Origin of the sequence: Halostagnicola larsenii XH-48 (assembly GCF_000517625.1) — an archaeon.
Lineage (GTDB): Archaea > Halobacteriota > Halobacteria > Halobacteriales > Natrialbaceae > Halostagnicola > Halostagnicola larsenii.
Window position 1 is genome coordinate 428708 of record NZ_CP007057.1, and the last position, 26603, is coordinate 455310.

Genomic DNA, 26603 nt, shown 5'->3' on the forward strand with positions numbered 1-26603 from the left:
AGTTTCGAGGATCTATTCTATCATCATTGCCAAAAGAGAGACCAACCGCAACCGCGTTCTTCCGGTAAACTGTCTCTGAGGACTACCTTCCAGTAACCGGTAGATTTTAGGGGTCGGCTGACGTTCGATGAAACGTAAATCCCTATCAAGGGGCGGTGCTAGAGATGAACATAGAATTAACTGAAATAACAGTCGTCGGTGACGACGACACCGGTCTCCTAGCAGAGATTACGAGTCTCCTGTTTGAACACGAAATCAATATCGAGGAGTTGGATCAAGCTGTAAAAGATGATCTATTCCGAATGACGATGCACGTGGATACGACTGGGATGGACTGTTCACAGAGCGAACTCCAATCGGAGCTGGAGGATCTCTGTGACGAACTCGGCGTCGACGTCCGTATCCGATTTCCCAGCGAAGGAGCCCAGTCACTCGCGGTCCTCGTAACGAAAGAAAGCCATTGCCTTCGAAGACTGCTCGAGGAGCACGAAAGCGGCGATCTCAGCGCAGATATCGACGTCGTACTTGGCAATCATTCAGACCTTGAGTCGTTAGCCGAGGAGTACAATGTCCCCTTCCACGATATCGGCGATGAAGATGGAACGCCGGACGAGGACGAACTCCTCCGGTTGTTGGACGACTATCAAATCGATTTGATCGCACTTGCGCGATACATTCGGATCCTCAGTCCGGATGTTGTCTTCCGCTACCAGAACCGCATCATCAATGTTCATCCCTCCCTCCTGCCGGCGTTCCCAGGGGCTCGAGCATATATGCAGGCCGTCGAGGGAGGCGTCCGTATCGCCGGCGTCACCGCCCATTACGTCACGCCAGACTTGGATCAGGGCCCAATCATCACCCAGCGGGCGTTCAACGTCCCTGATGGAGCAACGGAAGCAGAACTTCGCCAGATTGGCCAACCGCTCGAAGCCGAGGCGTTGCTTGAAGCTATCAAACTCCATCTCAATGACGAACTAATGGTTGGCCGTGGACGGACGCATGCTACTGGTAACGGTTGGCAACTTGGACTTCCAGAGGAAGTCGATCAACTGAACCCAGACGGACCGACTGACCTCGAGCGAGCGCCCGGTTCATCGAAGGTAGCTGACGACTGATTGGCGGACTGGCGAGATCCTTCTACGCGTATAACTACTCCCCCAGCGGATAGTTACGTTCGTTTTCCTCGAAATTGAGAAAGCATTCACGACCGAAGAGGGGAGCGAGGAGAAAGCGCACAAAGTAGTGCGGACGAATCCACCGCGAGACACTATTAGAAAGCCTTCAGCAGAATCCGAGTTCCGAGGATTGAGCTACACGATAACTGGGCAGCGACCAGCTAAGAGTTACCTACAGACGCCCTTTGCGCCAGGATTCTGTGTCCGGAACTTGATTAAACGTGTATATGTGGAGGCCTCGGATACCGTAGTCCGGATCAGCAGCATACGGTTTGAGACCGTCGACGAGTTGATCGGGTTCGTACTTCCCGCGCGACCCGATAAACTGGCGAACGAATCCGAGAATTCCAGTCGTCTTTTTGAGAAAACGGACGGAATCACCGACACCGACTTTCTTGGAGATGTTCAGTAGCTTCTGATATTTCATCACACCGGGAATCCCGACTTCGACCGGGAGTTCGATACCGCGAGAACGGATCGTATCGATCCAGTCGATAATCGCCTGTGGATCGTAGCACAGTTGCGTCGTGATGTAGGTCGCAAAGGGTGCTTTCTTCTTCATCGACTCGGCAAGGGTCTCCTCCGAGAGGAAATCGTGGCCTTCAGGATACCCCGTTATCCCGACATCCTCGAATTCGTACTCGAGCTCTTCGAGTGCGACGAGTAAGCTATACGCCGAGTCGAATTCCCCAATCGGTTCTTCGCGGTCGCCGCCCGGGACGAATATGTCCGTGATACCCGCGTCTCGAAGCCGTTCTGCAATTTCTCGGAGGTGATCCGTATCACGGACATACCGGGCCGAGACGTGGGGGACGACCTCGAAGCCACGTTCTGCAGCCCTCTCCGCCCAATCGATAGTCGCCTCGAGTTCGAGCGTTGGTGACGCAGTAATGGTGACTGTCGCACCGTCTGGAAGATGCTCAATCTGCTCACCGAAGCTGTCGAACGGCATCAGTTCGTACCGCATATCTTGCAACAATGAAGAATCAGCCTGTGTTTGGACGTTCGAGCTTTGTTCAGATTTCATCAGTGGATGCCTCCTGTAGTGGGATCTACTCCGGATTCGATGGGTGCGTCCCATTCTTCCCGGGAGTCTACTCCGAGTGTATGAGTTACTGCCATTTGACTCTTGGTTCCAAGATATGTCTTCACAGGGATAAACATTTCCATAGCGGCCATAGCGCTACTCCCACACCACCAGTGATCCGGCGGGATTCTCGCCCGGAGGAGAATCGTGGTTGGGCTAGCAGCGGTTGTCAGAATCGAATTTGGGCAGGGATGCGGCAGGTTTATCGACGAAATTAACAGCACCACTCCCGGATCATTCGAAGGGCGCGTGTTGGTAAACCGGCATACCCCGGCAGGTCACGTACTAATGAAGGACCTACCGATTCGCTCGTGCCGGCCATCTAGTATTTTCTCGTTTTGCTTCGCGCGTACGTACCACGCACTATCGTACTGACCAATCAGTATCAGTCGCGTTCCGTTATCCGAATTCATCCGATATAATCGGATGTAGTGTGTCTATCAGTCACATCATGGCGCGTCGTCCCGCTAATGCCACTATAGAACCCCTCACCAAATTGTTTACAATTGTACTTCCGTAATCGTGATAACTATTACCTAGAGTACTGTTAGTACTCACATGGGAGGCCGCTGGGGGGCTAATTGCCCGTTCTCGAGGGGAGACGGCGATGGTACAGCGTGAAGGGTTTTTATCCGAGTATTTCGGATTTGATGCGGACGCGAAGTCATATTGGAGAAACCTTGGTGACAGTAAATCACCAGACGGCTCCGACTTCCGGTGTGAGAAGCGACGACCAGCAGTGAGACGCTGTACCGAGATCAGTTGAGACTTGAGACATCGAAGGCCGCAGCGTCAGTAAACAGAGTGAGGCGAGTTACTTCTGTGTGGTGTTGGTATCAACTTATCAACCGAAAGCCGTGCTCGTGGCCCCTAATTCCCGTATTGATAGTTGACGGTAACAGTATTTTCTAACTCCCGTAGCTCCTGTAAGAGCGTCTCTCTGCGGGATTCGTTTTGAAGACGCTCCGTTGGAGCGGCAATGCCGAACGATCCAATAACTCGCTCATCGATAAGAATAGGGACAGCCATCATTCCAAGTCCGACGACCTGCTCGTTCCAGTCAACCGCATACCCTGTCTTTCGAATTTCTTCGAGCTCGGCCTTCAGGCGGTCGGGATCGGTAATCGTATACTGGGTCCGTTGTTCCAATCCTCGTGTGGAGATGATCTCATCGACCCGTTCTTCGGGAAGATACGCGAGAATCACTTTCCCTGTCGAGATGGTGTGTAACGGATGGGCCGCCCCGGGATACGTTCCGACGCTGAGAGCCTGCTGACCTTCCTCCTGGTGAAAAACGACGCCGACTCCACCGTTTTCGATCGTTAGTCCGATCAGTTCATCAGTCGCCGCTGCGACTCGTTTCATTTCCGGTTTCGCAACCTGAAACAGACGGTTTCGTTTCTTCATCTCCCCGCCAATTGTAAGAAAGTATGTACTGAGGAAGTATTCACCGTTCTCTCGAGTCACGTACTTCGTCTCGCTCAACGTTCGAAGGTAATCATAAACGGTACTATTGGGCAGATCCATCTGTTCGGCGAGTTCGGTGGGTCCAGCGCCATCTAATTCCCAGAGATAATCCAGTATCTCGAAGGCTCTCTGGATTGTGCTGAGAGGAGAGTTTTGATCCATGATAGACTTCTTTCCACGAAACCTATTATGTTTTCCGGTCAAATCGGATCCCTCAGGACACTATGAAACGAAGTAATTTGAAAGATAATACGATAGTATTGGGCAGAACACCGCTCAGAGGCGCCTCGAAACCTGGACAAAGCGTATCGTCGGTCCACCGTCGATAGATTGATATCCTCAAAGCATTGAAATCGACTATGGAGTACTACGAGGCAATCAATTATCTAGTCGATCTGCAAGAAACCCGACCAAAATTCGGGACTGCAACGACCGCGAAGCTGTTGAGTGCCCTTGACAACCCCCATAACGATATTCAATGCATCCAAATCGCAGGGTCCAATGGGAAAGGAAGTACTGCGTGTATGCTCGACCAGATCCTTCGTAGTGCTGGATTCGATGTAGGGCTATACACGTCTCCGGATTTGAACGATATTCGAGAACGTATCCAAGTCAACGGACGAAAAATATCAAAAAAAGAACTCACGACGCTCGTTGAACGGATCCGTCCCCACGTCGCCACGCGATCAGCAGCTGGTGATGCACCGACTCAATTCGAAGCGCTGACGGCCCTCGGGATAGCGTGTTTTAGTCAACGGGATGTCGACGTAGCAATACTCGAAGTCGGGATTGGAGGGCGGTACGATGCCACGAGCGTCGTTGATCCGGTTGCGAGTGCGGTCACATCGGTCAGTTTAGAACATACGGATCTCCTCGGGGATACCGTAGAAGAGATCGCGAAAGATAAGGCACAGGTAGCGCCAGCAGCGAAACCGTTGGTCACGGGGGCGACCGAAAATAGTCTGTCGGCGATCCTCGAGGAGACCGACGTGATAACCGTTGGAGAGCAGGACGCGGATATCCTCGTCCGGACAAACGGCCTCGTCTCCCGGACAGAAGAAGAAGTCGTCATTGATGGGGAAGGCTGGCACGTCGAGACGCAACTCTCGTTGCTCGGCCGTCATCAAGCGATCAATGCTGGTATCGCCACGGCTCTTGCTCGACAGTTTGCAGCGGTAAACGAACAAACGGTAGCACAGGGACTCCGAAGGGCGAACTGGCCGGGTCGGTTCGAAATCGTCGCCTCGGATCCGCAAGTTGTGCTGGATGGAGCACACAATCCGGACGCCTGCTCGAAGTTAGCGACACTCGTCGAGCGGTACGACTACGACGACTTGCACCTGGTTTTCGGCGCACTCCGGGATAAGAACCACGAGGAGATGGTTAAAAATCTCCCCGCTCTCGATACCGTCACGCTCTGTCGTCCAAACGTGGACCGTGGAGCGACTCCCGAAACGCTCGAGCGAGTCTTCAATTCAAAAACTGCGGCTCGCGTAGCGGTAGTCCCGGAAGTTCTCGATGCAGTCGAACAAACGATAACGAGGGCGGATCCGGATGATTTGGTAGTCATCACCGGTTCGCTGTATACCGTCTCGGAGGCTCGCGATCGCTGGACGAGACGGCCCATCCCGAAACAACTCTCCAAGACGAGGTGCATACACGATCTGCTTCCCGGAAGTACTCAAGGAACGATCCTGCCGAATACCATCTCTGAGAAGACGATTAAGACGTATTGTCGCCCTGCGACTGCTGAGCGCCTCAAAGAGCTCATGTTTTCGATTGGTGGGACAGCAGCCGTTTCGGATATCGATGGCGTCCACCAGCACATCGACATCGTCCTGAACGGCTCTCACGAAGAGTTTACCCAGCTTATAGAGGTTCTCGAAGGCGCTAACGGGGAATTATCCCATATCGCTACACAGCTCCGTTCCGTCCTCGACGAGGACAGAGACGCCACGAACGTATTACCCTGGAGCGAGGACCAGATGATTATGGGGATTTTGAACGTCACACCGGACAGCTTTCACGATGGGGGCGAATACGCCCGCGTCGAGGACGCTGTTTCGAGAGCGGACCAGATGGCAACAGCGGGTGCCGATATAATCGATATCGGTGGTGAAAGTACCCGTCCCGGTGCGGATCCCGTCTCCGCTGAGCAGGAACTCGATCGCATTATTCCGGTTATCGAACGACTCGCGGACCGAGACGTTCCAGTTACAGTAGACACGCTAAAGCCCGCTGTCGCGAAGGCAGCAATCGAGGCCGGTGCTGACGCTATCAACGACGTTTCAGGGCTAGCAGATCCCGATATGCGGCGTGTCATTGCGGAATACGATGTTCCCGTCGTCCTCATGCACAGCATAGACACACCGGTAAACCCGGACCGATCGGTTACGTACGATGATGTCGTCGAGGACGTAATCACGGATCTCACGGAGCAAATGATACTCGCCGAACGGGCTGGCATCGACCGAGAGCAAATCATAATCGATCCAGGAATCGGATTCGGGAAGAGCGCGGCGGAAAATTTCGAGCTGATTGCTCGATTAGCGGAATTCCGAGCACTCGAGTGTCCGCTCCTAATCGGTCACTCGCACAAGTCGATGTTTACTCACGTATCCTGCGGTCCGGACGATCGCCTCGCACCGACAGTCGCAACAACGGCGCTGGCCGCTGAGCGTCACGCAGATATCATCCGCGTCCACGACGTCGCTGAAAACGCTGCAGCTATGCGAGTTGCGAAAGCGATGGCCGATCGGTGGTGATGGTATATTCACACTGCTCGACAGGGATTCGCCACCACGTATGAACTGGGTATCCGGTGAGTAGCGGGAGGAAAACCTTTTTTCCCTCTTGGGTTCATCCGTCACGTAACGGCTCGCGAGTGGCCCTCAGTCGCGCAAGTCACCCACTGGACCAGCACCATGACGAGACCAGATATACAAACAGATTTCGAGTCGTTTGAACGCACCGCCAATGCCTCACCTTCCGGTGTCCGAATTCCCGTCGAAGTACAGGTTACTGTTTCGAACACCTTTGACGCGTATCGACGAGCACGGAACGACCGTGGCGGATTCTACCTCGAGACGACTGGTGGACAGGACGGGTGGGGATACTTCGGTGTCGAGGCGATCGAACGTCTCCAGGTCAGCGCGGATGCAACGCCGATTCACGAAGACAGTCCATCTCTGGCTGCTATCGACGGGCTACTCCAACGTGAAGAACTCGTGCGTGGGGACTGTGACGTGCCGTATCCGTGCGGCGCCTTCGGCTGGCTTTCCTACGATATCGTTCGCGAACTCGAGGAGTTACCGACGAACACACGGAATATTCGTCAACTTCCTCGGCTCCAACTGGGAGTCTTCGACCGCGTAGCCGCCTGGAATGAACAGACCAACGGGTCCGTTACGCTCCGTATCACCGCCTGCCCTGTCGTAAAAGACGACGTCGAGACGGCCTACGAAAACGGACGGAACGCCGCGCTGAAACTCGCTCGAGACGCAACCACAGGATCGATTGAGCGCCCGTCGATGCACCCCTCGGAAACCGCTGCGTTTCAGAGCGAATGCGGGCGGAACGAGTTCGCCGAGCGAGTGAAAACGGTTAAACAACACGTCCACGACGGCGATACGTTTCAGGCGAATATCTCGCACCGACTGACTGCGCCGGCGGTTATTCACCCAGTAGAGGCATATGCCGCTCTCAGAGAAGTCAATCCGGCACCGTACTCAGGATTGCTCGAGTTCCCGGGAATCGATCTAGTGAGTGCGAGTCCCGAACTACTCATCGATGTGGCAGGCGATCAACTCCGAACGGAGCCGATCGCCGGAACTCGACCTCGCGGTGAAACCGAGATTGAAGATAGAGACCTCGAGAGCGAACTTCGGTCCGACGAGAAAGAACGCGCGGAGCACGCGATGCTCGTCGACCTCGAACGAAACGATCTCGGGAAGGTGTGCAAATACGGCTCAGTCGATGTGTCGGAATATCGCCGCGTCGACCGGTATTCCGAAGTAATGCATCTCGTTTCTCTCGTCGAGGGGGAACGTCGCTCGAGTATTTCCATCGCAGATGCCATCGGCGCCGTCTTTCCCGGCGGAACGATCACGGGCGCACCGAAACCACGGACGATGGAGATCATCGACGAAGTCGAATCGACACGACGCGGCCCGTATACAGGTAGTATCGGCGTACTCGGGTTCGACGATCGTGCGACGCTGAATATCATAATCCGAACGCTCGTCCGATACGGGGAGGAATACCATCTTCGAGTCGGCGCGGGAGTCGTCCACGATTCCGAACCGGAAAGCGAGTACGATGAAACGCTTGACAAAGCCGCGGCGCTGATAGCTGCCGTCGATTCGGCGTTGGATGAGCGAACGTCGTTCGCCGTCGAAACAATCGGTGATGAATCCGAGAGAGTGCAATGATACTACTCATCGACAACTACGATTCGTTCGCGTACAACCTCGTTCAGTACGTCGGGGAAGTTATCTCGAGGAGTTCCTCGCCGATAACCGAACGAGACACCACGTCATCATCAGTTGTGGTTCGTCGCAACGACGAAGTTTCGTTGGAGGACATTCGGGATCTCGATCCGGACGGGATCATCGTTTCTCCCGGCCCGGGAACGCCACAAGATGCCGGAATCTCGATGTCGATTTTTGCAGACACGGAGTATCCGACACTCGGGGTCTGTCTGGGCCATCAGGCGCTCTGTGCGACACACGGAGTCTCCGTCGGGCACGCTCCGGAAGTGATCCACGGGAAGCGATCGACGATCACACACGACGGAAACGGACTCTTCGCGGGGCTTCAGGAGACCATCGAAGTCGGACGGTACCACTCACTGGTTGCGGCGGAGTCTAACCTGCCAGACTGTCTCGTGCCAACGGCGCGGACGGACGACGATCGAGAAGTACTCATGGGAGTTCGACACGACGAGAAGCCGCATTTCGGCGTTCAGTTTCACCCGGAAAGCATCTTGACGGGATCCGGAAAACGAATACTCGAGAATTTCGTGAGGCAACTGTGAGTGTGTGAGAAGCGACCTGCCACCTGCGGAGTACGCTACCAGTTACAAGACATATGAATCCTGCGACGAGTGACCGAAATAATTTTCCATAGTGGACGTATTGGAATACGTACCGTAGTCAGATAGCAGGTCGCTAGTAGCGAGACCGGATTATCGATTCGCGCATACGATAGCGAACCATCCGGGTCCGTACACGGGATGACCTGTCTAACAAAGGTGTTCGTCACAACATGACGCAAATAATCGACGGAAACGAAGTCGGTGATCGAATACAAAACGAATTGTCTACCAGCATCGCAACGCTCACCGATGCCGGCGTGACCCCCGGTCTCGCCACTGTGTTGATGAGCGATGACGGGGCGAGCGAGACGTACGTCTCGATGAAACAGCGAGCGTGCGAGGAGATCGGGGTGAACGGCTATCACCACGAAATCGATTCAGACGAACCGGCCAGGTCGTTGCTTACGCAAATCGATGAGTTGAACGCGGATCCATCCGTGCACGGAATTCTAGTACAGATGCCGGTCCCCGATCACGTCGACAAGCAAACCGTCTTGGAGCGGATCGACCCGCTCAAAGACGTCGACGGCTTTCATCCGGAAAACGTCGGACGGCTCGTCACCGGGAATCCGCGATTCAAACCCTGCACACCGCACGGCGTGCAGAAATTGATCGCGGCAGCGGATGTCGATCCCGAAGGGAAGGATATCGTCGTCGTCGGCCGGTCGGATATCGTCGGAAAGCCGCTCGCAAACCTACTGTTGCAGAAGATGGATGGCGGGAACGCGACGGTCACAGTCTGTCACTCTCGAACGAAGAACCTGGCCGAAAAAACCCGTAACGCGGACGTCGTCGTTGCCGCTGTCGGTGTTCCAGAACTGATCGATGGAGAGATGATTACTGAGGGAACGGTCGTTATCGATGTGGGCGTTAATCGAGTCGACGCAGATACTGAGAAAGGCTACGAACTCGTCGGCGATGTCGACTTCGAGACTGCTAAGGACAAAGCAAGTGCGATCACACCCGTTCCGGGCGGTGTTGGGCCGATGACCATCACAATGCTTCTCTATAACACGGTGAAAGCGGCGAGTGTTCAAGAAGACGTTTCGGTCGAGTTACCAGGGCTGTAACTCACTCGATACTACGCGTCGCTGGAGGCTTTTTCGGCGTGTTTCGCTGACCGGAATATTTAATATGTTTGCTGATCCTGATTGGTATATGATCGGTGAAATTGATCACATCGAGATAGAGGCGAGCAACGCTGATGAAATGGCGAACTTTCTGAAAAAACTCGGGTACCAGGAGCTCCGGACAACGGAACATCACGGGGAATCGTTCGAACTCGAACCCGAAGATGGCTCCGGTCCGATATTCGAGATCCACACTGTCGAGGGCGAAGAGGTTCCAGGAATTAACCACATCGCCTTTGGCGTCGACGATATCGATTCGGTAACTGACCACCTCGAGGAAGAAGACATTGACTCGATCGTTGGTCCGTACGATGTCGAGGAGACCGGTCGGACGATCACGAACTTCCGCGATCCCGACGGCCGACGGTTCCAGGTTGTATCGGATGCAGAATAAAGCGAGTTAACCGGCTGAGTTCCCACCCAATCCTGTTTCGAGGAGCAGCGGAGACGACTCGTTTCCGCTGTCGGCTTTTAGGAGTCTGGACTGGTCCCGTTAGTGATTGGATCACAGTCATATTCGTCGAACAAATTAAGTTGATTGAAAATGAATACAGTGCTATGTCGAGACCAAAACTAGCTCGATTAGGTCACGTCGCACTGGAGACGCCGGACCTAGATGAATCGATGACGTTCTTCCACGACGCAATCGGCCTGGAGGAAGTCACTCGTGAAGGGGGTACAGTCTACCTCCGTGCAGCCGATGAGTTCGAACACCACTCGTTGACCCTCACTGAAACCGATTCCGCCGGTGTCGATCATATTGGCTGGCAGACTCGTAAACCGGAACAGGTAGCGGAGTATGCCGACCTCCTTACTGACCACGGGGTGGATATTACGTGGGTAGACGATGGCGAAGAGCTCGGACAGGGTGACGCAATCCGATTCCAGACTGAGAACGGACATCAGTTCGAAATCTACTACGAGATGGAAAAGCCCGATCCACCCGAGGAACGGCGCTCGAGACTCAAAAACCGAGTGTACACGCCGACGAAAACGAATCCGATTGCCCCCCAGCATATCGATCACGTCCAAATTTGGGAGCCAGACATCGTCGAGTTGTCCGAATGGCTGCAGGATGTGTTAGGACTCGAGGTGATCGAGTATTACAATCTCGAAGACGGATCACGATGGGGCACCTGGCTCAGTGCGTCCGGATTTAAAATCGACGTCGCAGTGATCCACGACGACGCCGAGACTGCAACGTTCAACCACACCGCGTATACCGTCGATAATTCAAACGACCTGTTCGATGCGTACGACGCGATGAAAGAACGGGAAATCCCAGTCGACGGACTCGGACAACACTCCATCTCACGAGGGAAATTCTGTTACGCCAGGGACCCTCTTACCGGTCACCGGATCGAATTTAGCGACAGCGGGTACTTCGTCCTCGATCCCGACTGGGAGCCGATCGCCTGGAACGAGACAGACCTCGAGGACCGACAGTGGATGGGAGGCTTCGACGGCTTAGAGACCGTCGACTACTAACAGGCTACGTACGCTCAGTACTTCGGAAGGGAACCAGCGGCGAATAGAACAGGTAGAGTGGATTTATCGCGAGTCGATAGGTAACTCGTTCGAGCTCACGGATCGACTGCGATATATCGATCAGGGACCGGCTTTCCGTCCCGGAGCAGCGAAACGTTGGTTGCAAGCCGATCGATCCCTTCCTGTCTGCTCTCGAGCGTCATCGCGGAGATATGAGGCGTTACGACAACGTTCTCGAACTCGAGTAACGCAGCGTCTTCGGCAAGCGGTTCTTCGGAAAACACATCTAATCCGGCACCTCCGATCGATCCAGCGCGAAGCGCATCCAGCAGCGCATTTTCTTCGATGATCGGCCCTCGAGCGGTGTTAATGAGCACGGCGGATGACTTCATCTGCGCTAGTTCCTCTTTGCCGATCAAACCGCGGGTTTCGTCGGTGAGCTCTGCCGTGAGAACGACGACATCGCTTTGTTCCAACAGTGTCTCGAGCGAGACGCGATCCCCGCCAACCAGTTCGGTATCGATGTCGTGTATGTATGGATCGTGGGCGAGAATTTCGACGTCGAACCCGGAGAGGAGGCTACCGACTCGTTTCCCGATGTTTCCCAGACCGACAATCCCAACCGTCGATCCGGAAAGGCGAGTTCCGAGTGAATACTCGTCGCGCCAGTTCCCGTCTTTGATGAGGTTGCGCGCCTCCGTGAGTCGGCGAAGCGTAGCCAGAATCAACCCAAGAGTATGCTCGGCTACTGAAAGCGCGTTATGTCCAGGGGTGTGCGTGACAGTAACACCATTCTCACGAGCGGCCTCGAGGTCGATCGAATCGATTCCGGTTCCAAGTTTCCCGATTACGTCTAATTCCGGCGCCGCTTCGATAATCGGACGTGAGAACGGAACACGAGACGTAACGAACGCGATATCCGTTGTCTTGACGGTATCCCGCAGCTCTTGGTCACCGATATCGATGCCTTCGACTACGTTCCAGGAATCCGGAAGCTGGTTCGTTAGCCGGGACGTTGGGGTTATATCTTGATCGACGATTACTCGAACCATAGGTCAGAGCTATTTTCATAGCTACTTCAGTGTGTCGCTAATTCAGGCAGGCTACGCAGCATCCTCTACTAATCCAGGTGAGATCGCAGCATCGTCCGATGTACTGAACAAGATCGAGCAATGCACTGGTACGAGTACGGACGACAACACTGGAGAGCGTCGTTCACAGGAGCGACGTTTCAAAAACCAGCAAACGCCAGCATCCACCGTCTCACGTTTTTGTAGCGGAGGGGTCCAAAGTATTATGGACACCGCACACTAATCGTTAGATGGAGGGATTTCGACTCAACCACTCCCCTTTGCCTAGGGGTTGTCAGCCATTCGAATCCACCCCCTCCCGTAGCTCATCTTTTATCGGGCGATGGAGTCCTATCGAACGCACAGTGAGGCCCAGTTATGACTCGAGTCCGCAAACCCATCCTCGGCCGCTAGAAGGGAGTAGCTATCCTATAAACGCTAACACGAATGAGGGCGCTCGAGCAAGCGATCACTACCCCTTCATCATACGGGATAAGCGAGAAGAGCACTCGTCACGTAACGTAGTTAGTTAAACACAGCCGCAGCTAAAAACCGCTATCGGGTCAGTTACCGATTGTCTTCGCTATACGGAGAGGGTGCAACGGTCGCACGGATTTCGGTCTGTGCATGACGTTCTACCTTCGGGTTGGTATTACCATCAGGCTCGCCCCAGACGAGACTGACTTCGGTGCCTGGTTCGCTGTACTCCGTATCGATGACGGCCAGCGACAGCATCTCTCGCTGGTTGTAGATGTACGCCATCTCGGTGGAAATACCGACGTGGTCGTCGCCTTTCAATACTGTATCGTACTGACACGCCGAAGTGCGTGGGTGTGGCATACTCATGAATTTATGCGTCTCTCCCTCGCTAAACAGCGATGCGTAGACGTCGATGACATCTTCGTCGTTCCAGACCAAGGTTACCTTCTCGCGATCCGGATCTCCGAGTTCTGCCTCGAGGGACTCTTTCCCGACGAAGTGCTGATCGGTGTCGGACCGGACGATGTGGTCGTATCCGAGTTCAACCGGCGTGAAGTAATAATCCGTGATGTCATCGGATTCGAAGCTCCCGCCGACCGACAGGAGTCCATCACCAACGCTGAGCCACTCGCGATAGTCCTCCAATCCTTCGTCGAAAATCGCCGGAACGACGAGCGGGATCCAGCCGAGGATCTTATTCGGAGTTTGGTAGGCCTCGGCACCGAGATGGCGAATGCCGTATTCTTCGCCAGCGTCGAGGACGATCTCTTTGATCTGGTCACCGTACTCGTACGGACCCCAGAATTCGAATCCAGGCTCTCCAGCCATCCCGTGTCGGAGAAGATTAACGCTCTTCCCATCGATCGAGGTGGACTCGAAGTTGAAGAATCCGAGGTCGGGGAGCGGTTCATCCGTCACCTCTTCCATGATGTTAATCGCTTCCGGACCCTGAACCTGGAAACGGAAGTTGTTCGGGTCTTCATCGGTCATCACGGGCCGTGGCTGAATCTCTCCCGAAACGTCGTAGTCACCGGTTTCAATTTGGTACTGAAGCCAATTGTGTGCGGCTGCACCGCCGACGCTAAGGAATTCTTCGTCATCGAGATGGAAGAGAATCGCATCGCCAATGAAGTAGCCATTGGGATTCGAGACGACCATCTGTTTGGCCTTTCCGGGTTCGCTAGTATCGAAGTCGTTGACGGCGAACTCCGAGTAGAACTCGAGCGCATCGGGCCCTTCGACGGAGTGGTCAGTCATGTGGTACGACTGGTCAGCAAACGCACACGTTTCTCGCCAGGATCGCTGCTCTTCGATCCAGTGTGTGATTTCGTCAGGGACATCGGTGAACTGACCGACACCCAGATCCCGAATCAGGTCGACAGGGCTTCCGGCAGCCTGCGTTGCTTCTTCCATACTGTCGCTAAAGGACCATGCTCTTTCGTTACTCATTGGCAAGTCTCGATTACAGGGTTGATTCTTCGCCACTTATAACTTTCGCTTACTAGCCTCAATCGCGAAGGCCAGAATCACAGATTTGCCCGTCGGGGTCCGCTTTCGATACGCACGTTCGAGTCGAAAGGAGAACGAATCATCGAGAAGTATTGAACAGGGAACAAGGCTACTCCGCAGTGTTGCTGTTCGACCCGTTTCCGCAGTCACTTCGGCGAGGATCCGCAATAGAACGCCGCTGTCAAACCTGGACCGATCGATACGCAAGAACTTCGGTATCAAGAGTGTTGGCCGGATTGCTGGAACACGATACCTGGTATGAACCCAATTCGCGCTGAGAGTATCCGATAGTCGAGCTACTTCGTGTTACCTAACCGCAAAACCGATCTGAGAGGGATACTGTCTTGGGGTCGATTCGGACGAATAGTGATCTGCTCACATCACGCGAGATCTTTCGCACTTCTGCGATCGAGTTTTCCCGTGGATGTTCTTGGGAGCGGCTCATCGACGAAATAATACTCTCGAGGACGTTCCATGCGGGCGACCTCGTCGCTTTCGAGACACCACTCGTCTAGTTCTTCCGCTGTGAGATCAGGATCGTCCGGATACACATACGCCGTTACCATCTCGCCGTATTCTTCATCCGTCACGCCAACAATTGCTGACTCATTGACCCCCGAGTGAGCGTTCAATCGTTCTTCGATAGGTGATGGGTACACCTTTATTCCCTTCGACTTTATCCTGAAGTCAGCTCGTCCCTCGAGGTAGATGAAGCCCTCGTCGTCTCGGTACCCGACGTCGCCGGTATACCACCAGCCGTCTTCGAATACCCGCTCCGTCTTCGCAGTTCGTTTCCAGGCCCACACCGGGCAATCGGGCGCTCGAACGGCGATTTCGCCACTTTCGCCGTTCGGCTTCACATCGGTGTAGTCGCCGTCTTGGTCGACGATGCGGATCTGAACGCCGGGAATCGGCTTCCCGACGCTTTCGACGCGACTTTCCTCGAGTTCGTCGTTCGTCATTACGGTGGCGAAAGCCTCGGTAGCTGCGTAGCAATTTTTAACGACATCGCAGACATCTCCCCGCAATCGTTTCAGCGTCGTTGCATCGAGGACCTCCCCGGCCGAAGTGATCGCCTGCAACGAGTCGATATCGTACTCGTCGAACGAGTCGAGATTGAGAATCTCCCGCCACATCGTTGGAACTAACATCGCAGTCGTCATGTCGTGCTCATCGATCATTTGGAGGTACTCTTCCGGATCCCACGCGTTGAGGAAGTGAGTGGTTGCCCCGGCGACCAGCGCCGGAAGCATAGCGGAGTACCACGCCGCGAACGAGGGGGTAAAGACGTGTGGCTGGCGCGCCGGTCGGTCGACTTCGAGGATATCGACCAGCGCTGTCGCCCGGAAATATAACCCGCGATTCGTGTGACACCACCCTTTCGGTCTCCCCGTCGTTCCGGATGTCCACATCACCGTGGCAATATCGTCTTCACGGACCCGAACATCGGGCTCCGTTGCTTCGTGTCCCTCGTTAAACGAATCGAACGATTGCTCGTGTCGGGCCTGTGCGTCGCCCGTATTGACGATGACGTCGAGGTCAGTCGAAATCTTGTCCCGTACCCGCGACTGGAAAAGGTCCGATGTCTCCTCGTCAACGACAAGGGCACGCGGGCTGAGCGTGTCGATACAGTGCTGTAGTGTGTTCGGCGACGCACGCGTGTGGAGATTCGAGACGATCGCACCCGCCTTTAGTGCGCCGTTCCAGAGAGTCGCGTGCTCGAGGGAGTTCTCACAAAGAAGCGCGACTCGGTCCCCCTGGCCGATGTGATCTCCGAACGCGTTCGCGACCCGTTTGCTCGTATCGTCGAACTCCCGCCACGTCATCGTTCGTCCATTGATCCCGTTACCAAACGCGGTTTTATCGGCGTTGTTCTTCGCCGCAATACGCGATAGGTCCTTTATCTTCGGAACTTCGACTGTTGAAGTGTGGTGCATGTTTGCTATCTTCGTGATTGTTTCTCTTATACTTTGAGTGTTGTGCTACGCGGCTAGCGTGAGAGGTTCAACGGATCGTCACATGTGGTTGGAAAACGATATCCATATTACTCGATCCATCACGCCTACCAGCAGGTGGTGGAAGGAGCATAATAAAATATGGTATATCGGAGTGGAAGACGAATACCGGAAAGTCACCGTCGCGTCTTCCGTGGACGCTTCGTTAGAAAGCCAGTCTGCTTGCTACTCCTGTCACTCTCCGATAGGAAAAATACTTGTGAGGAGCCAGCAATATCCGAGTGATGTTTCAGTACGAATGGAAGTGCGCTTGGGGACACGCAGATCCTCACGGTATCGCTTACTACCCAAGACTCATCGGAGCGATGCACCGCGCCGGTGAAGAATTCATGGATGGCATCGGGATGGCGTACTGGGAAATCCCGGACGAATACGACGTTCATCTGCCGATTGTCGCGATGGACATGGAGTTTAGTCGGCCAGTAGAAGTCGGCGACACGATTCAGATCACTGCCGAACCAGATGTCGGAACGAAAAGCCTTGGGTTGAATTTTACAGCGACACACGAGGATGGGACGACCGCATATACGGGATTTGAACAACACGTCTGCGTCTCGACGGCGGACAACCAGAGCCGTGAACTACCCGACGACCTCAAGACGGCGATTACCGATGCGACCGAATAACAGCGATCTTGCACGGTTTCGGAACCCATCGCCTCAGTTGGTGTGTCGGTAATTCGTTTCAGCGTACCGTTTTGGGACGAGTACTAGCGCCTGTGGACGTACCCAGGCTACGCAACGCCCGTTGTTCTCGAGAGAAGGATGGCCGATATCCACCGCCGTCAGCGTTGATACCTACACCCGATTGGTGGTGTGTCACTGATGCGTATCCGTTCGAGAACGCGTGTGATTGGGACGAGTTTTCTTCGGTTCGACCTCTTCCCCTGAAAAGGGTCGGCTGTGGGAGTCCAACTACCGGCTTCCAACGAGTATTGTGAGTTGTCTGCCTCTCAACGGGCTGTCGAACCGGTACTCAGGTTCTGGTACCGAGACGGAATCGGAACTGGATGGTATTGGACCGGTAGCTATCCGATATATTCGGATAAGGTAGCTAGCCCAATCGGTGAATCGGTTAACACGGGTTCTTCGGCAGAAGAAAGCGCTAGCGATCGGACCGAGTTATTTACATCAGTACCATTGTAATTAGACGGGTGAGGTTCGTCAGTGGCAGGCGAGCACGCGGGTAAAAAGGATTCGTAAATTCGGTTCTGAGGCGGTTCTTTCCGTTCTACGGCGACGAAGTGGATTTGAGTGCAGCAACCATCTTCCTGCTGAGAAGAAATAGCGACGATCGAATGCCATTCCGAGTATAGCGGATTGGCACCGCTTGACATGCATTGGTCGCATCATTCCGAGAATCCGCGCGTATTCAACACTATAGGTCCCCTCTTCTGCCCTTTTGAAACGAGATAGCTCGGCCAAACGATCCCCCCAGTGAGATGGAAATGTCATAACATACACTATAGTGGGCCAGAGGCGATTCGAATCAAGAGCGGTCCACTCACCCCGTAGTCTGAACGATACCCCGCCGGTTATCATCCTGAAAGAGCGCAGCTATTCCGTCTTTGCTGTGTCTCAGGAAAGAGACTGGACAACTACTCGGCAGCATGCTTCTCTACTGATGGGTGTCAACGGTCCGTAAAGCCGTTCAGAGGGAAATCGAATACATCAACACGAGTAATCCGTCTTTTTGGAGTGGATCAGCCAGTAACTAAACGAGCCAACGTATCACCGGATGGTATCATTTCCGAGCAAATCGGATGGGGAGTGTTCCCACAAAACAAACCGTGATGTGAGTACGCAGCGGAGTCAGTGCCAGAATTTCGTCGACAAGAAAACCGAGAATGTCTGGAGGGGACGCCCTAAGACGGGGACTGTTCGCCTCTACCGGTATACTTAACCTATTAGGACCGCACTTTCACCTTGTGATTGGAGAAATAGATCATATCGAAATCGAAGCGAGCGATGCCGAAGAAACGGCCGCGTTCCTGAAGAAGCTCGGGTACGAAGAACTCCGAAAAACGGAACATCACGGGGAGTCCGTCGAGCTTCAGCCAGGGGGTGAAACCGAGGGACCGATTTTCGAAATCCACACTGTCGAAGGCGAAGAGGTGCCCGGGATCAACCACATCGCATTCAACGTCGAGAATATCGAAGAGATAACCGACCAGCTTGAAACGGAGGAAGTCGATTCGATCGTCGGCCCGTATGACGTCGAAGCAACGGATCGGACAATTACGAACTTCCGAGACCCGGATGGACACCGCTTCCAAATCGTGTCAGACGACGACTAGAGAGGGAATTCAACAGAGAGATCATGGATCAGAGAAACAGTTTTCGAGAACAGGTAGAAAATGGAACCCCCGTCTATGGTGCACGCTCCTCACTATTTTCACCGACGGTTATCGAAATTTACGGCGAGTTAGGTTTCGATTTCGTCTGGCTGGACTTCGAGCACATGGGGCCGAGCCCATACGACAGTACCGTCTTCGAGGAACTCACACGAGCGGCGGAAGTTGCGGACATCGAACTGTTCGTTCGGCTCCCATCGGGCCATCCACCACTCGTCAGAAAGGTGCTCGATACGGGCGTCCGAAATATCTTGATCCCACGGGTCGATACCGCCAATGAGATTCGAGAGGCGGTGAAAGCGAGTCGGTTCGTCTACGAGGGTGAACCAGGTGAAAGAGGCATGGCAAGCGGCCGATCCCGAACGTGGGGCTTCGCCGATGACTACGTAGCGACTGAAGATGATGCGGTCTATATCGGAGCGATGATCGAGAAGACGACCGCAATCGACGAACTGGAAGAGATCCTTTCCGTTCCGGAGCTCGGCTTCGTCTTCATCGGCCCTTCAGACCTCTCTGTCCAGATGGGACATCCAACAGACAAGACTCATCCGGACGTTATAGAGCAGATCAGCGAAATCGAAACTGCTTGTCGATCGGCCGATGTTCCCATGGGGAAAATCGAGAACGACCCGGATGACGTGCAGAAAGCGGTTGACGATGGATACCGGATCATTCGAACGGGCGGTGATATCTCCTCGATCCGTTCGACACTCGAGAGTCACCTCGAGAAACTCGAGAAGTGATAGGAACTCAGATATTTCCCGTCAGCAGTGCGTCAGCGCGTGTGGCTGGGAAAGAATAACCGCGAGAGACGTTTTGATGGCAACGACAGGTGGTCCAACAGTAGCGTTCCAAGACTGGAGAGAGCGAGGGGAAGGCATCTACTCCGAAGCTACACCGGCGACGTCGTACTCCATCTGTATATTCTATTACCTGTATTCGCAGTTAGAAGTCCGTCTATATTTCCAGCGTAGTGAACCTTGACCTGAGGTCGGGCTTCAGGGCACTCGCCCTACATATTATCGATCAGCGATCACAGATCTGTTTCGAGTTCATGGACCTCTTTACGGACTGTTCGAACGTTCTCAATTTGCTTCTCGTTGGTTTCTGCGAGTATCTCGATCTGGTCTGCAACCGTCTCGATCTGGTCGACTGACCTGCCGAGCATAGTCGCGACCTCTTCCGTTGTCGCCGCTTGATCATCGGTAGCTCCTGCGATTTGTTCGATTCCGGTGTTTGCTTCTTCGATAGCGGATTCGATTGCTGATTGCTTCTCGTCGACGATCTGGGCTCGTTCACTCGCCTCATCGACACGGCGACTCGTTGTCTCGATGCTGCTGATCGTTTCGGTCGTATTTTTCCGAATATCGTCGACGATGTCCTCGATCGTTTCAACCTCTCCTTTCGATTGATCGGCCAGTTCTTTCACCTCATCAGCGACGACGCTAAATCCCCCTGCACCTGAATCAATTTGTGCTGCTTGGATGTTCGCGTTCACGGCTAATAAGTTGGTTTCATCAGCTATTGTATCGATAACGTCGACGACTGTATCGATTTCTTCCATCCGTCGTTCGAGTTCGTAGCTATTTTCTGATAACGTTTCAGTAGCAGCCCGGACGTCTTCGATGATCGATACGATCTCCTTCGTCGCCGTTTCGGAGTCGATAGCCAGTTCAGCAGCGGTCTCACTCTGGCCGCTAACTTCCTCAGCACTGGCAGAAATCTCTTCGACGGTCGCCGACAGCCGTTCCATTTCGTTCCGAACTTCACTGAGGTTGTCGACTTGCTCCGCAGCAAGTTCATCGACTTCTTCGCTTATTTCCGCATTTGTCCCAGCTGCTGAAAGCAGATCTTCAACGGCGTTTTCGATGGTGGCACTAATGTCCTCTTGGGCCTGTTCTAACTCCTTTCTCTGTTCAACCAGGTCCGTCACAACGGATGCATACTCAAACGCGCCGATCGATTCGCCATCGGGAGTGCGCAATGGGGACCCAGCAGCGCGAATATGCCAACTCCCATCCTCGCTATTAGCGGACCGAATCTGCTCTTCGCGAATGGTTTCGCCGGTTCGAGCAATTGTCTCAGCTAATGTTTCATCAACGCTATCAGTTCCAAGCACGTCCATCGCCTGCTCTCCGATAGCTTGATCTTTCGTTATCCCGGTCAGTTCGACATGCGCTTCGTTCCAATGTGTGATCATCCCCTCGTCGTCGACGACCATCGCTGGCTCCGGGAAATCCGTGACAAGGCTATTGAAGAGATCATGCCAAAAATCGCGTTCCGCTTTTACTTCCTGTAATTCAGTCTCGTGGACGTCGCTTTCTGGCCGCAGCAGTATCTGCTCATCAGTCATTATACTCTACACGATAGACAATTCACATGTATCTAACGGCCGGATTTGAAGACATAATCGGAGCCTCGTCAAAAACGTTGCCGAGTGAAACTCTCTCGTGTGAAAACGAAGATTAGAGTGGATACTCTCGAGGCTGATGCTGAATCGAGACCCACTTCGTCTCCGTGATTTCGTGAAGGAACGCGTCGCTGTTGTAGGTCCCCACGCCGGAGGCGCCGATACCGCTGAACGGCACGTGGGCTTCATCGTTGATGGGTTGGTCGTTGATGTGAACGTTTCCGGTCTCCATGCGGTCTGCAATATCCTTCGCGACTTCCAGGTCATCGGCATGAACGGCACCGGAGAGGCCATACTCGGTATCGTTGGCGATTTCGATGGCTTCGTCGATGTCACTGAACGGAATCACGGGTGCAATTGGGCCGAAGTGCTCGTTGCACGCAGCCGCCATGTCGTTTGTGACGTCTGAGAGCACCGTTGGCTCGACCACGAGCGAGTCTTCGGCTCCCTCGAGATCGACAGTTGCTCCGCCCGTTTCTAACGTCGCACCGGCTTCAGTAGTTTCCGTTACATACTCCAGCATCTCGTCGCGCTGTGACTCGTCGATAATTGGGCCAACGGCTGTATCCTCTTCGTGTGCGCTTCCCACCCGTAGCTCTTCGGCGCGTTCAACGAGACGTTCAACGTACTCGTCGTAGATGTCTTCGTGGACGATATGGCGATTGATGGAAATACAGACCTGCCCTTGGTGAACGAACGATCCGAAGGTCGCGCTGTCGATAGCGCGATCGAGGTCGGCGTCGCCAGTGACCACGAATGCATTGTTCCCCCCGAGTTCCATCGCTGGTACTGCCAAGTTTTCGGCTGCGAGCCCCGCGACGTGCTGGCCAACTTCCGTAGACCCGGTGAACGAGACGACATCGCTCTCCGGATGGCTGGCAACAGCGTCGCCGATTTCGGACCCCCGCCCCGTTACGACGTTCAGGACGCCGTCCGGGAGGTCGGTTTCTTCGAAGAGTTTGCCGAACAACAGCCCTCCCGTAATTGGGGAGTTCGTGGAAGGCTTGAGAACGACACTGTTGCCCGCTGCGATTGCAGGTGCAACAGCGCGCATCGAGAGGTTCAGCGGGAAGTTCCACGGCGAAATCACCGTAACGACGCCTTTCGGCTCACGTTTGACGTGGTTCTCCTTTCCAGGGATGTTAGAATCGGCGTACTCGCCTTTCATTCGCCGCGGCAGCGTCGCTGCTTCGGAAGCATGATCGGTTGCGATCTGAATCGAAGTTTCGCCCATAATACGTGAGCCTCCGACTTCGTGTGCGAGTAACTCGATTATATCCTCACTGTGTTCCTGGAGGGTCTGTATGAGCTGCTGGACAACCGCTTGCCGATGGGCAGGTGGTTGTTCACCCCAGTCTTCTTGAGCAGCGGCTGCAGCTTCATAGGCCGCATCGATATCCGCTTCCGTAGCGGAGGGTACTTCCGTCAGTTTCTCACGGGTAGAGGGATCCTCGACGGATAGAGTGCTCCCGTCTTGGCTCGGAACCCAGTCGCCGTTGATATAAAGCTCGTTCCAGTTATCGTCGATTGTGATGTCGTTCGCCATTGCGCTTTACCAAACGGTATAATACCCTAAAATAGGAAAGAATGAGGAGAGAATCCCCGATACATCACGGATAATCACGTAAGAATTCGGTACAATCGACGAGTCGCGTACGTTAATATCTATTAGAACTTTTTACTCATAATCTACTGTACTATGCAGTAGGTTATCTTCTTGCAGAAATGGACGCCATCGAATACGGTTGTCGCCAAGAGCCACACGAAGCAGTACTCACCTCGAGCTGTCGACCGCCGTTGAAGAAACGGGATTGAGGTGTCAGAAAGAGCGTCTGAAAGCAGCTGAGACTAATGAAATCGATCGAGAGGAGATCGACGAAGAGATGAAAGCGACGGTGGATAAACATCCCAATAGTCCGTATCGATCACCCAAGAATTCTTTCCGGGTCGCCACGTACCGCGTGGTTTCCCGTGGTACGCAGCCGTCTGTCGAACTTCCTGGTCTACGCGACTGGACGTACTTGTTGGGCGTGATCACCGAAGATTATACTCACTTTTCCTTACAGTTACAGGCTGTGCGAGGAGAATGCCAGACGCTTGACCTCGAGGATGATTTGATCGGCGTGTTGACTGGGTCGCCGTATTTCCAGGCGTCGGCTGTCAGAGGCGCCGGATTCGTGACGGCCTCGACGTCGCGACGCACCCATCAGCTCACCGGAATTGATACCCAGTCGACGACTGCTGGAGACAGTTCTTGCCGGCCCTCAGCCACCGCTTCTTTGACTCACTTGACGGTCTTGCAACGGGGATAATTTCGATTAACTTCCGTTCATGGAGCGTGTGAATACTTTTGATTTATTCATAATCTCGCTGGCACGGGACAGCCGGCAGTCGGCAGTGATGGCGGTCTCGAGAGCAGGTTCAGATTGTGCCTCGGCTGCACCCTTGCCTCGACTCTGACTTTCGTCGGATCCCAGACGACCGTTTTTTCCGTCTGATCCGCGTAGCACCTGATCCGATGACGCGGACTGCCACCATCGTCGGTACGTATCAGCTCGCGCCACGAGTCACGGGGTTCCGCCTTCGTATCCCCGGCGCAAAACTCGAGTTCGATCCCGGACAGCACACTACGGTTCAGTTCGAGGCCGATGGCAAGGAGGTCGTCCGTCCCTACAGTCCGACGACCCTTCCCGGCACCGACGAGTTCGCGCTGGCGATCAAGCGCTATGACGACGGCCTCGCCTCCTCGTACATGCACACTCGGTCCCCGGGCGACGAAATCGAGATCGGCGAGTTCGAGGGGAACCTCTCGCTCGAGGATCCGGACCGCGATATCGCTCTGCTCGCGAGCGGCACCGGCCTCACACCGTTGCTATCGATGCTCAGGCAATACGCGCAGGTCGGGGGCGGCGACGCACACCTCGTCTTCGGAGAGCAGACGGCCGAATCGATCTTCCACCGGAATACCCTCTGTGAACTGTCGGCGATGCACGACAATATCGAGGTGACCTACACGCTGTCAGAACCCGAGTGGGACTGGCTCGACCGGACCGGCTACGTCCAGAATCACCTCGAGGACCTCTTCGATGATTTCGAGACGCGTGACTTCTACGTGTGCGGGGTCCCGGGGATGGTCGTCGAGACGAACGAGGAACTCCGCGACCTCGGTACCCCTGAGGAGCGGATTCACAGTGAGGGGTGGGAGGACGACGCAGCGAACGAGTAATCGTCGTGATTTGTTCGGGAGCAAATAGCATACTCTCGCTAACATCGACTACATTGATCGTTTCGGGTGGTGACACGAACTCGAACTATGTTGAGGAAAGTACCCTGCACGCAGTGACACAGGGAACGCCACCTCACAAACAAGTAAGCTACCACGCTCTTCAGGGCGTGGCATTCAGCGTGGACTCCCGTCTAACCGCTAAGAGCGGTAGGCGAATATTCGCCATTTACGTTCAACGTCCCGGTGTTCAAGCGCACGCCTACGGGTGCGCCTCCACGCCCAGACTTTTGCTGGTCGCGGAGATACTGCAGGCCGATATTCTTCGCCGCGTTGTAGTCCGCGTGTACGTCGTATCCGCACTTCAGACACTCAAACTCGTCTTGTCCGTTGTTGTGCGGGCGGTTGTCATTGTGTGAACCCACACTTCGAGCACCGCTGACTCGTGTACGCCGGATTAATGATTCCACTCAAAACGTTTGTCTCAGAGCGTCGTGCCTCAAACCTACGCCAGCAGGTTTGTTGGCACGACGGCAAAGAGCGTTTCCACTATAGTAGTAGTGATAGGTAAACCAGTTCCAAAAGGTACCTATTGATCCTATTCAAGCAGTTACCAACACGAATACAGGCCCTCTTGAGATCCCCTGCCCTGAAAGGTAAAGATTCCCTAGCGTTGAGATATTATGATTTGCAGACGACCACTTGGTCAAGAGGAGAATCCGCAAAATACCATCGTTGAGTATCTATCTGAATACTGCCTAGTTAACTTGCCATATGAAGGAGTAGTTTCTACAGTATTCAATACACATCAGTGCCCGACCATTTCTATATGAAGTATTATACGGGGAAATAAAATCGTTTCTATGAATTTATATCTGCATTTCATACAATATTCCCATTATATTTAAATTAATTACCAGAGCAGTAGAGGGCGTATACAGTCATATGGCCAATTTCACCGCGGGAAAACAGTCATTGAACACACATTTTTCGAGGATCGTGGCAAACCACATCAAGGCGTTCACAGCTCATCAACTAACAATCGCAATAGCGATACGTACTGCCACCAATTATTGTATAGTTCTAGCAATACTGAATATGGATATACCAATCAATACTCTCACAATACTCACCTCGCAATGACGACTCGAGTGGTAAGCCGCGAACGTCCTCCGCTGTCTCGTCAATTCAAAATGAAACCGATCCCAAGATTGATTTAATGCGAGCAAACGGCCACACCAGTGTGACCGCTAGAGGCACACCCGAGTGCGGGAATTGGTCTCCGTTGGTGGTGACTGGGAGACTACTGGTGTGACATATTAAGTTCAAACTCCTTTGTCGCACCAAGTAGAAACTCGGGGAATTCGTCCTCGAGTTGCCGGCCTCGCATTCGATACGTTGGACCCGCAACGATCAACCCGCCGGCGATACTGCCATCGACGTTGTGGACGGGGACGCCAATCCCCCACAATCCCTCCGTGTGTTCATCGAATGCGTACGCATAGCCTCGATCACGGATCGTCTCGAGGTTCTCCTCGAGTTCCTCACGGTCTGTGATCGTCTGGGGGGTCCGTTCCGGAAGGCCGTGTTCGTCGATAATCGTTGCCGCCCGTTCTTCGGGGAGGTGTGCCAGAATCGCTTTTCCGGCGGCTGATTGGTGAAGGTGAATCCGTCGGCCGATGCGAACGTCGTTTCCGACGCCCTCAGATCCCCACTCAGAGTAAATGTAGGTTCCGAGGCCGTGTTCCTCGACGAGGAATCCGACGAATTCTCCCGTCTCTTCGGCGATATCCTTGACGGTCATCTTTACGTTCTTGTATATCGGATCACGCTGTCGAACGTGTCCGCCGAGGTCCAAGAATCGAAATCCGAGTACGTACTCGTACTCTTCTTTCGCCACGTAATGGTGTTTCTGGAGGGTGGCGAGATGGCGGTGAACGGTGCTTTTCGAAACGGCAACGGCGTCGGCGATCTCGGTAACCGTAGCTCCCCCTTCCTCGTACAGTACGTCGATAATCGAGAGGAGTGTTTCGTCAGATTTGATCGTATCCGAATCGGCCATATGGCGTACATCCGTTCGAGTGGCAATAATTGTTCCGTC

General features: G+C 54.0%; 19 protein-coding genes and 1 pseudogene. 11 read left to right on the plus strand and 9 right to left on the minus strand.

Annotated features, from left to right (window positions below; genetic code table 11):
• Positions 1–164 precede the first annotated feature (164 nt).
• Positions 165–1115 (plus strand): formyltetrahydrofolate deformylase, encoded by a 951-nt coding sequence (locus HALLA_RS18205; RefSeq protein WP_049954891.1) that lies wholly within the window; start codon positions 165–167, stop codon positions 1113–1115.
• 232 nt (positions 1116–1347) lie between these two features.
• Here the strand turns inward: HALLA_RS18205 and HALLA_RS18210 are convergent, their stop codons facing one another.
• Positions 1348–2202 (minus strand): methylenetetrahydrofolate reductase, encoded by an 855-nt coding sequence (locus tag HALLA_RS18210; protein WP_049954892.1) that lies wholly within the window; start codon positions 2200–2202, stop codon positions 1348–1350.
• A gap of 930 nt (positions 2203–3132) precedes the next feature.
• On the minus strand, positions 3133–3933 hold the full coding sequence (locus tag HALLA_RS18215) for an IclR family transcriptional regulator (RefSeq protein ID WP_242406236.1): 801 nt from the start codon (positions 3931–3933) through the stop codon (positions 3133–3135).
• Between the two features lie 155 nt (positions 3934–4088).
• Here HALLA_RS18215 and folP point away from each other — a divergent pair, with 155 nt between their 5' ends.
• The 6 genes from folP (at position 4089) to HALLA_RS18245 (ending at position 11442) form a co-directional block, all read left to right on the plus strand.
• The gene (folP, locus tag HALLA_RS18220; protein WP_049954894.1) at positions 4089–6494 is read left to right on the plus strand and encodes a dihydropteroate synthase; all 2406 of its coding nucleotides are present in this window, start codon (positions 4089–4091) and stop codon (positions 6492–6494) included.
• 159 nt (positions 6495–6653) lie between these two features.
• Positions 6654–8159, plus strand: a complete 1506-nt coding sequence (locus HALLA_RS18225) for an anthranilate synthase component I family protein (protein ID WP_049954895.1) — start codon at positions 6654–6656, stop codon at positions 8157–8159.
• On the plus strand, positions 8156–8764 hold the full coding sequence (locus HALLA_RS18230; RefSeq protein ID WP_049954896.1) for an anthranilate synthase component II: 609 nt from the start codon (positions 8156–8158) through the stop codon (positions 8762–8764). The genes HALLA_RS18225 and HALLA_RS18230 overlap by 4 nt, the downstream gene beginning before the upstream one ends.
• 230 nt (positions 8765–8994) lie before the next feature.
• Positions 8995–9894: a bifunctional methylenetetrahydrofolate dehydrogenase/methenyltetrahydrofolate cyclohydrolase FolD gene (gene folD / locus HALLA_RS18235; protein ID WP_049954897.1), complete on the plus strand. Its 900-nt coding sequence runs from the start codon at positions 8995–8997 to the stop codon at positions 9892–9894.
• 88 nt (positions 9895–9982) lie between these two features.
• Positions 9983–10348, plus strand: a complete 366-nt coding sequence (locus HALLA_RS18240; RefSeq protein ID WP_049954898.1) for a VOC family protein — start codon at positions 9983–9985, stop codon at positions 10346–10348.
• Between the two features lie 164 nt (positions 10349–10512).
• Positions 10513–11442 (plus strand): VOC family protein, encoded by a 930-nt coding sequence (locus HALLA_RS18245; protein WP_049954899.1) that lies wholly within the window; start codon positions 10513–10515, stop codon positions 11440–11442.
• A 95-nt stretch (positions 11443–11537) separates the two neighbouring features.
• On the opposite strand, the gene HALLA_RS18250 is transcribed toward HALLA_RS18245, so the two are convergent.
• The 3 genes from HALLA_RS18250 to HALLA_RS18260 form a co-directional block, all read right to left on the minus strand.
• Positions 11538–12494: a 2-hydroxyacid dehydrogenase gene (locus HALLA_RS18250; protein WP_049954900.1), complete on the minus strand. Its 957-nt coding sequence runs from the start codon at positions 12492–12494 to the stop codon at positions 11538–11540.
• 585 nt (positions 12495–13079) lie between these two features.
• Complete coding sequence (locus HALLA_RS18255) at positions 13080–14441, minus strand: hypothetical protein (RefSeq protein ID WP_242406237.1); 1362 nt, start codon at positions 14439–14441, stop codon at positions 13080–13082.
• Positions 14442–14881: 440 nt separating this feature from the next.
• Positions 14882–16438, minus strand: a complete 1557-nt coding sequence (locus tag HALLA_RS18260; protein ID WP_049954902.1) for a class I adenylate-forming enzyme family protein — start codon at positions 16436–16438, stop codon at positions 14882–14884.
• A gap of 302 nt (positions 16439–16740) precedes the next feature.
• Here HALLA_RS18260 and HALLA_RS18265 point away from each other — a divergent pair, with 302 nt between their 5' ends.
• The 3 genes from HALLA_RS18265 to HALLA_RS18275 all read left to right on the plus strand — a co-directional run bounded on the left by HALLA_RS18265 (position 16741) and on the right by HALLA_RS18275 (position 19612).
• Positions 16741–17142 carry an acyl-CoA thioesterase gene (locus HALLA_RS18265; RefSeq protein ID WP_277921494.1) on the plus strand — a complete coding sequence of 134 codons (402 nt, stop codon included), beginning with the start codon at positions 16741–16743 and terminating at the stop codon, positions 17140–17142.
• 1301 nt (positions 17143–18443) lie between these two features.
• Positions 18444–18812, plus strand: coding sequence for a VOC family protein (locus HALLA_RS18270; RefSeq protein WP_049954904.1), 369 nt, complete (start codon positions 18444–18446; stop codon positions 18810–18812).
• Positions 18813–18835: 23 nt separating this feature from the next.
• A complete protein-coding gene (locus HALLA_RS18275) occupies positions 18836–19612 on the plus strand; it encodes an HpcH/HpaI aldolase family protein (protein WP_049954905.1) in 777 nt (258 codons plus the stop codon).
• 290 nt (positions 19613–19902) lie between these two features.
• Here the strand turns inward: HALLA_RS18275 and HALLA_RS18280 are convergent, their stop codons facing one another.
• Complete coding sequence (locus HALLA_RS18280; protein ID WP_084569126.1) at positions 19903–21222, minus strand: methyl-accepting chemotaxis protein; 1320 nt, start codon at positions 21220–21222, stop codon at positions 19903–19905.
• A gap of 112 nt (positions 21223–21334) precedes the next feature.
• The gene (locus tag HALLA_RS18285) at positions 21335–22825 is read right to left on the minus strand and encodes an aldehyde dehydrogenase family protein (protein ID WP_049954906.1); all 1491 of its coding nucleotides are present in this window, start codon (positions 22823–22825) and stop codon (positions 21335–21337) included.
• A 972-nt stretch (positions 22826–23797) separates the two neighbouring features.
• Between HALLA_RS18285 and HALLA_RS18290 the strand changes: the two genes are divergently transcribed.
• Positions 23798–24505 (plus strand): ferredoxin--NADP reductase, encoded by a 708-nt coding sequence (locus HALLA_RS18290; protein WP_049954907.1) that lies wholly within the window; start codon positions 23798–23800, stop codon positions 24503–24505.
• A 191-nt stretch (positions 24506–24696) separates the two neighbouring features.
• Here the strand turns inward: HALLA_RS18290 and HALLA_RS20295 are convergent.
• Both HALLA_RS20295 and HALLA_RS18300 read right to left on the minus strand, forming a co-directional pair.
• Positions 24697–24964: pseudogene (locus tag HALLA_RS20295) on the minus strand (zinc ribbon domain-containing protein); the annotation flags it as partial.
• A gap of 841 nt (positions 24965–25805) precedes the next feature.
• Positions 25806–26564 (minus strand): IclR family transcriptional regulator, encoded by a 759-nt coding sequence (locus HALLA_RS18300; RefSeq protein WP_049954909.1) that lies wholly within the window; start codon positions 26562–26564, stop codon positions 25806–25808.
• Between the last annotated feature and the right edge of the window lie 39 nt (positions 26565–26603).

Bases quoted from the DNA above. Each gene is read 5' to 3' on its own strand.
- HALLA_RS18205 (WP_049954891.1), top strand. From the start codon at position 165: ATGAACATAGAATTAACTGAAATAACAGTCGTCGGTGACGACGACACC.
- HALLA_RS18210 (WP_049954892.1), bottom strand. From the start codon at position 2,202: ATGAAATCTGAACAAAGCTCGAACGTCCAAACACAGGCTGATTCTTCA.
- folP (WP_049954894.1), top strand. From the start codon at position 4,089: ATGGAGTACTACGAGGCAATCAATTATCTAGTCGATCTGCAAGAAACC.
- HALLA_RS18225 (WP_049954895.1), top strand. From the start codon at position 6,654: ATGACGAGACCAGATATACAAACAGATTTCGAGTCGTTTGAACGCACC.
- HALLA_RS18230 (WP_049954896.1), top strand. From the start codon at position 8,156: ATGATACTACTCATCGACAACTACGATTCGTTCGCGTACAACCTCGTT.
- folD (WP_049954897.1), top strand. From the start codon at position 8,995: ATGACGCAAATAATCGACGGAAACGAAGTCGGTGATCGAATACAAAAC.
- HALLA_RS18240 (WP_049954898.1), top strand. From the start codon at position 9,983: ATGATCGGTGAAATTGATCACATCGAGATAGAGGCGAGCAACGCTGAT.
- HALLA_RS18245 (WP_049954899.1), top strand. From the start codon at position 10,513: ATGTCGAGACCAAAACTAGCTCGATTAGGTCACGTCGCACTGGAGACG.
- HALLA_RS18250 (WP_049954900.1), bottom strand. From the start codon at position 12,494: ATGGTTCGAGTAATCGTCGATCAAGATATAACCCCAACGTCCCGGCTA.
- HALLA_RS18255 (WP_242406237.1), bottom strand. From the start codon at position 14,441: ATGAGTAACGAAAGAGCATGGTCCTTTAGCGACAGTATGGAAGAAGCA.
- HALLA_RS18260 (WP_049954902.1), bottom strand. From the start codon at position 16,438: ATGCACCACACTTCAACAGTCGAAGTTCCGAAGATAAAGGACCTATCG.
- HALLA_RS18265 (WP_277921494.1), top strand. From the start codon at position 16,741: ATGTTTCAGTACGAATGGAAGTGCGCTTGGGGACACGCAGATCCTCAC.
- HALLA_RS18275 (WP_049954905.1), top strand. From the start codon at position 18,836: ATGGATCAGAGAAACAGTTTTCGAGAACAGGTAGAAAATGGAACCCCC.
- HALLA_RS18280 (WP_084569126.1), bottom strand. From the start codon at position 21,222: ATGACTGATGAGCAGATACTGCTGCGGCCAGAAAGCGACGTCCACGAG.
- HALLA_RS18285 (WP_049954906.1), bottom strand. From the start codon at position 22,825: ATGGCGAACGACATCACAATCGACGATAACTGGAACGAGCTTTATATC.
- HALLA_RS18290 (WP_049954907.1), top strand. From the start codon at position 23,798: ATGACGCGGACTGCCACCATCGTCGGTACGTATCAGCTCGCGCCACGA.
- HALLA_RS18300 (WP_049954909.1), bottom strand. From the start codon at position 26,564: ATGGCCGATTCGGATACGATCAAATCTGACGAAACACTCCTCTCGATT.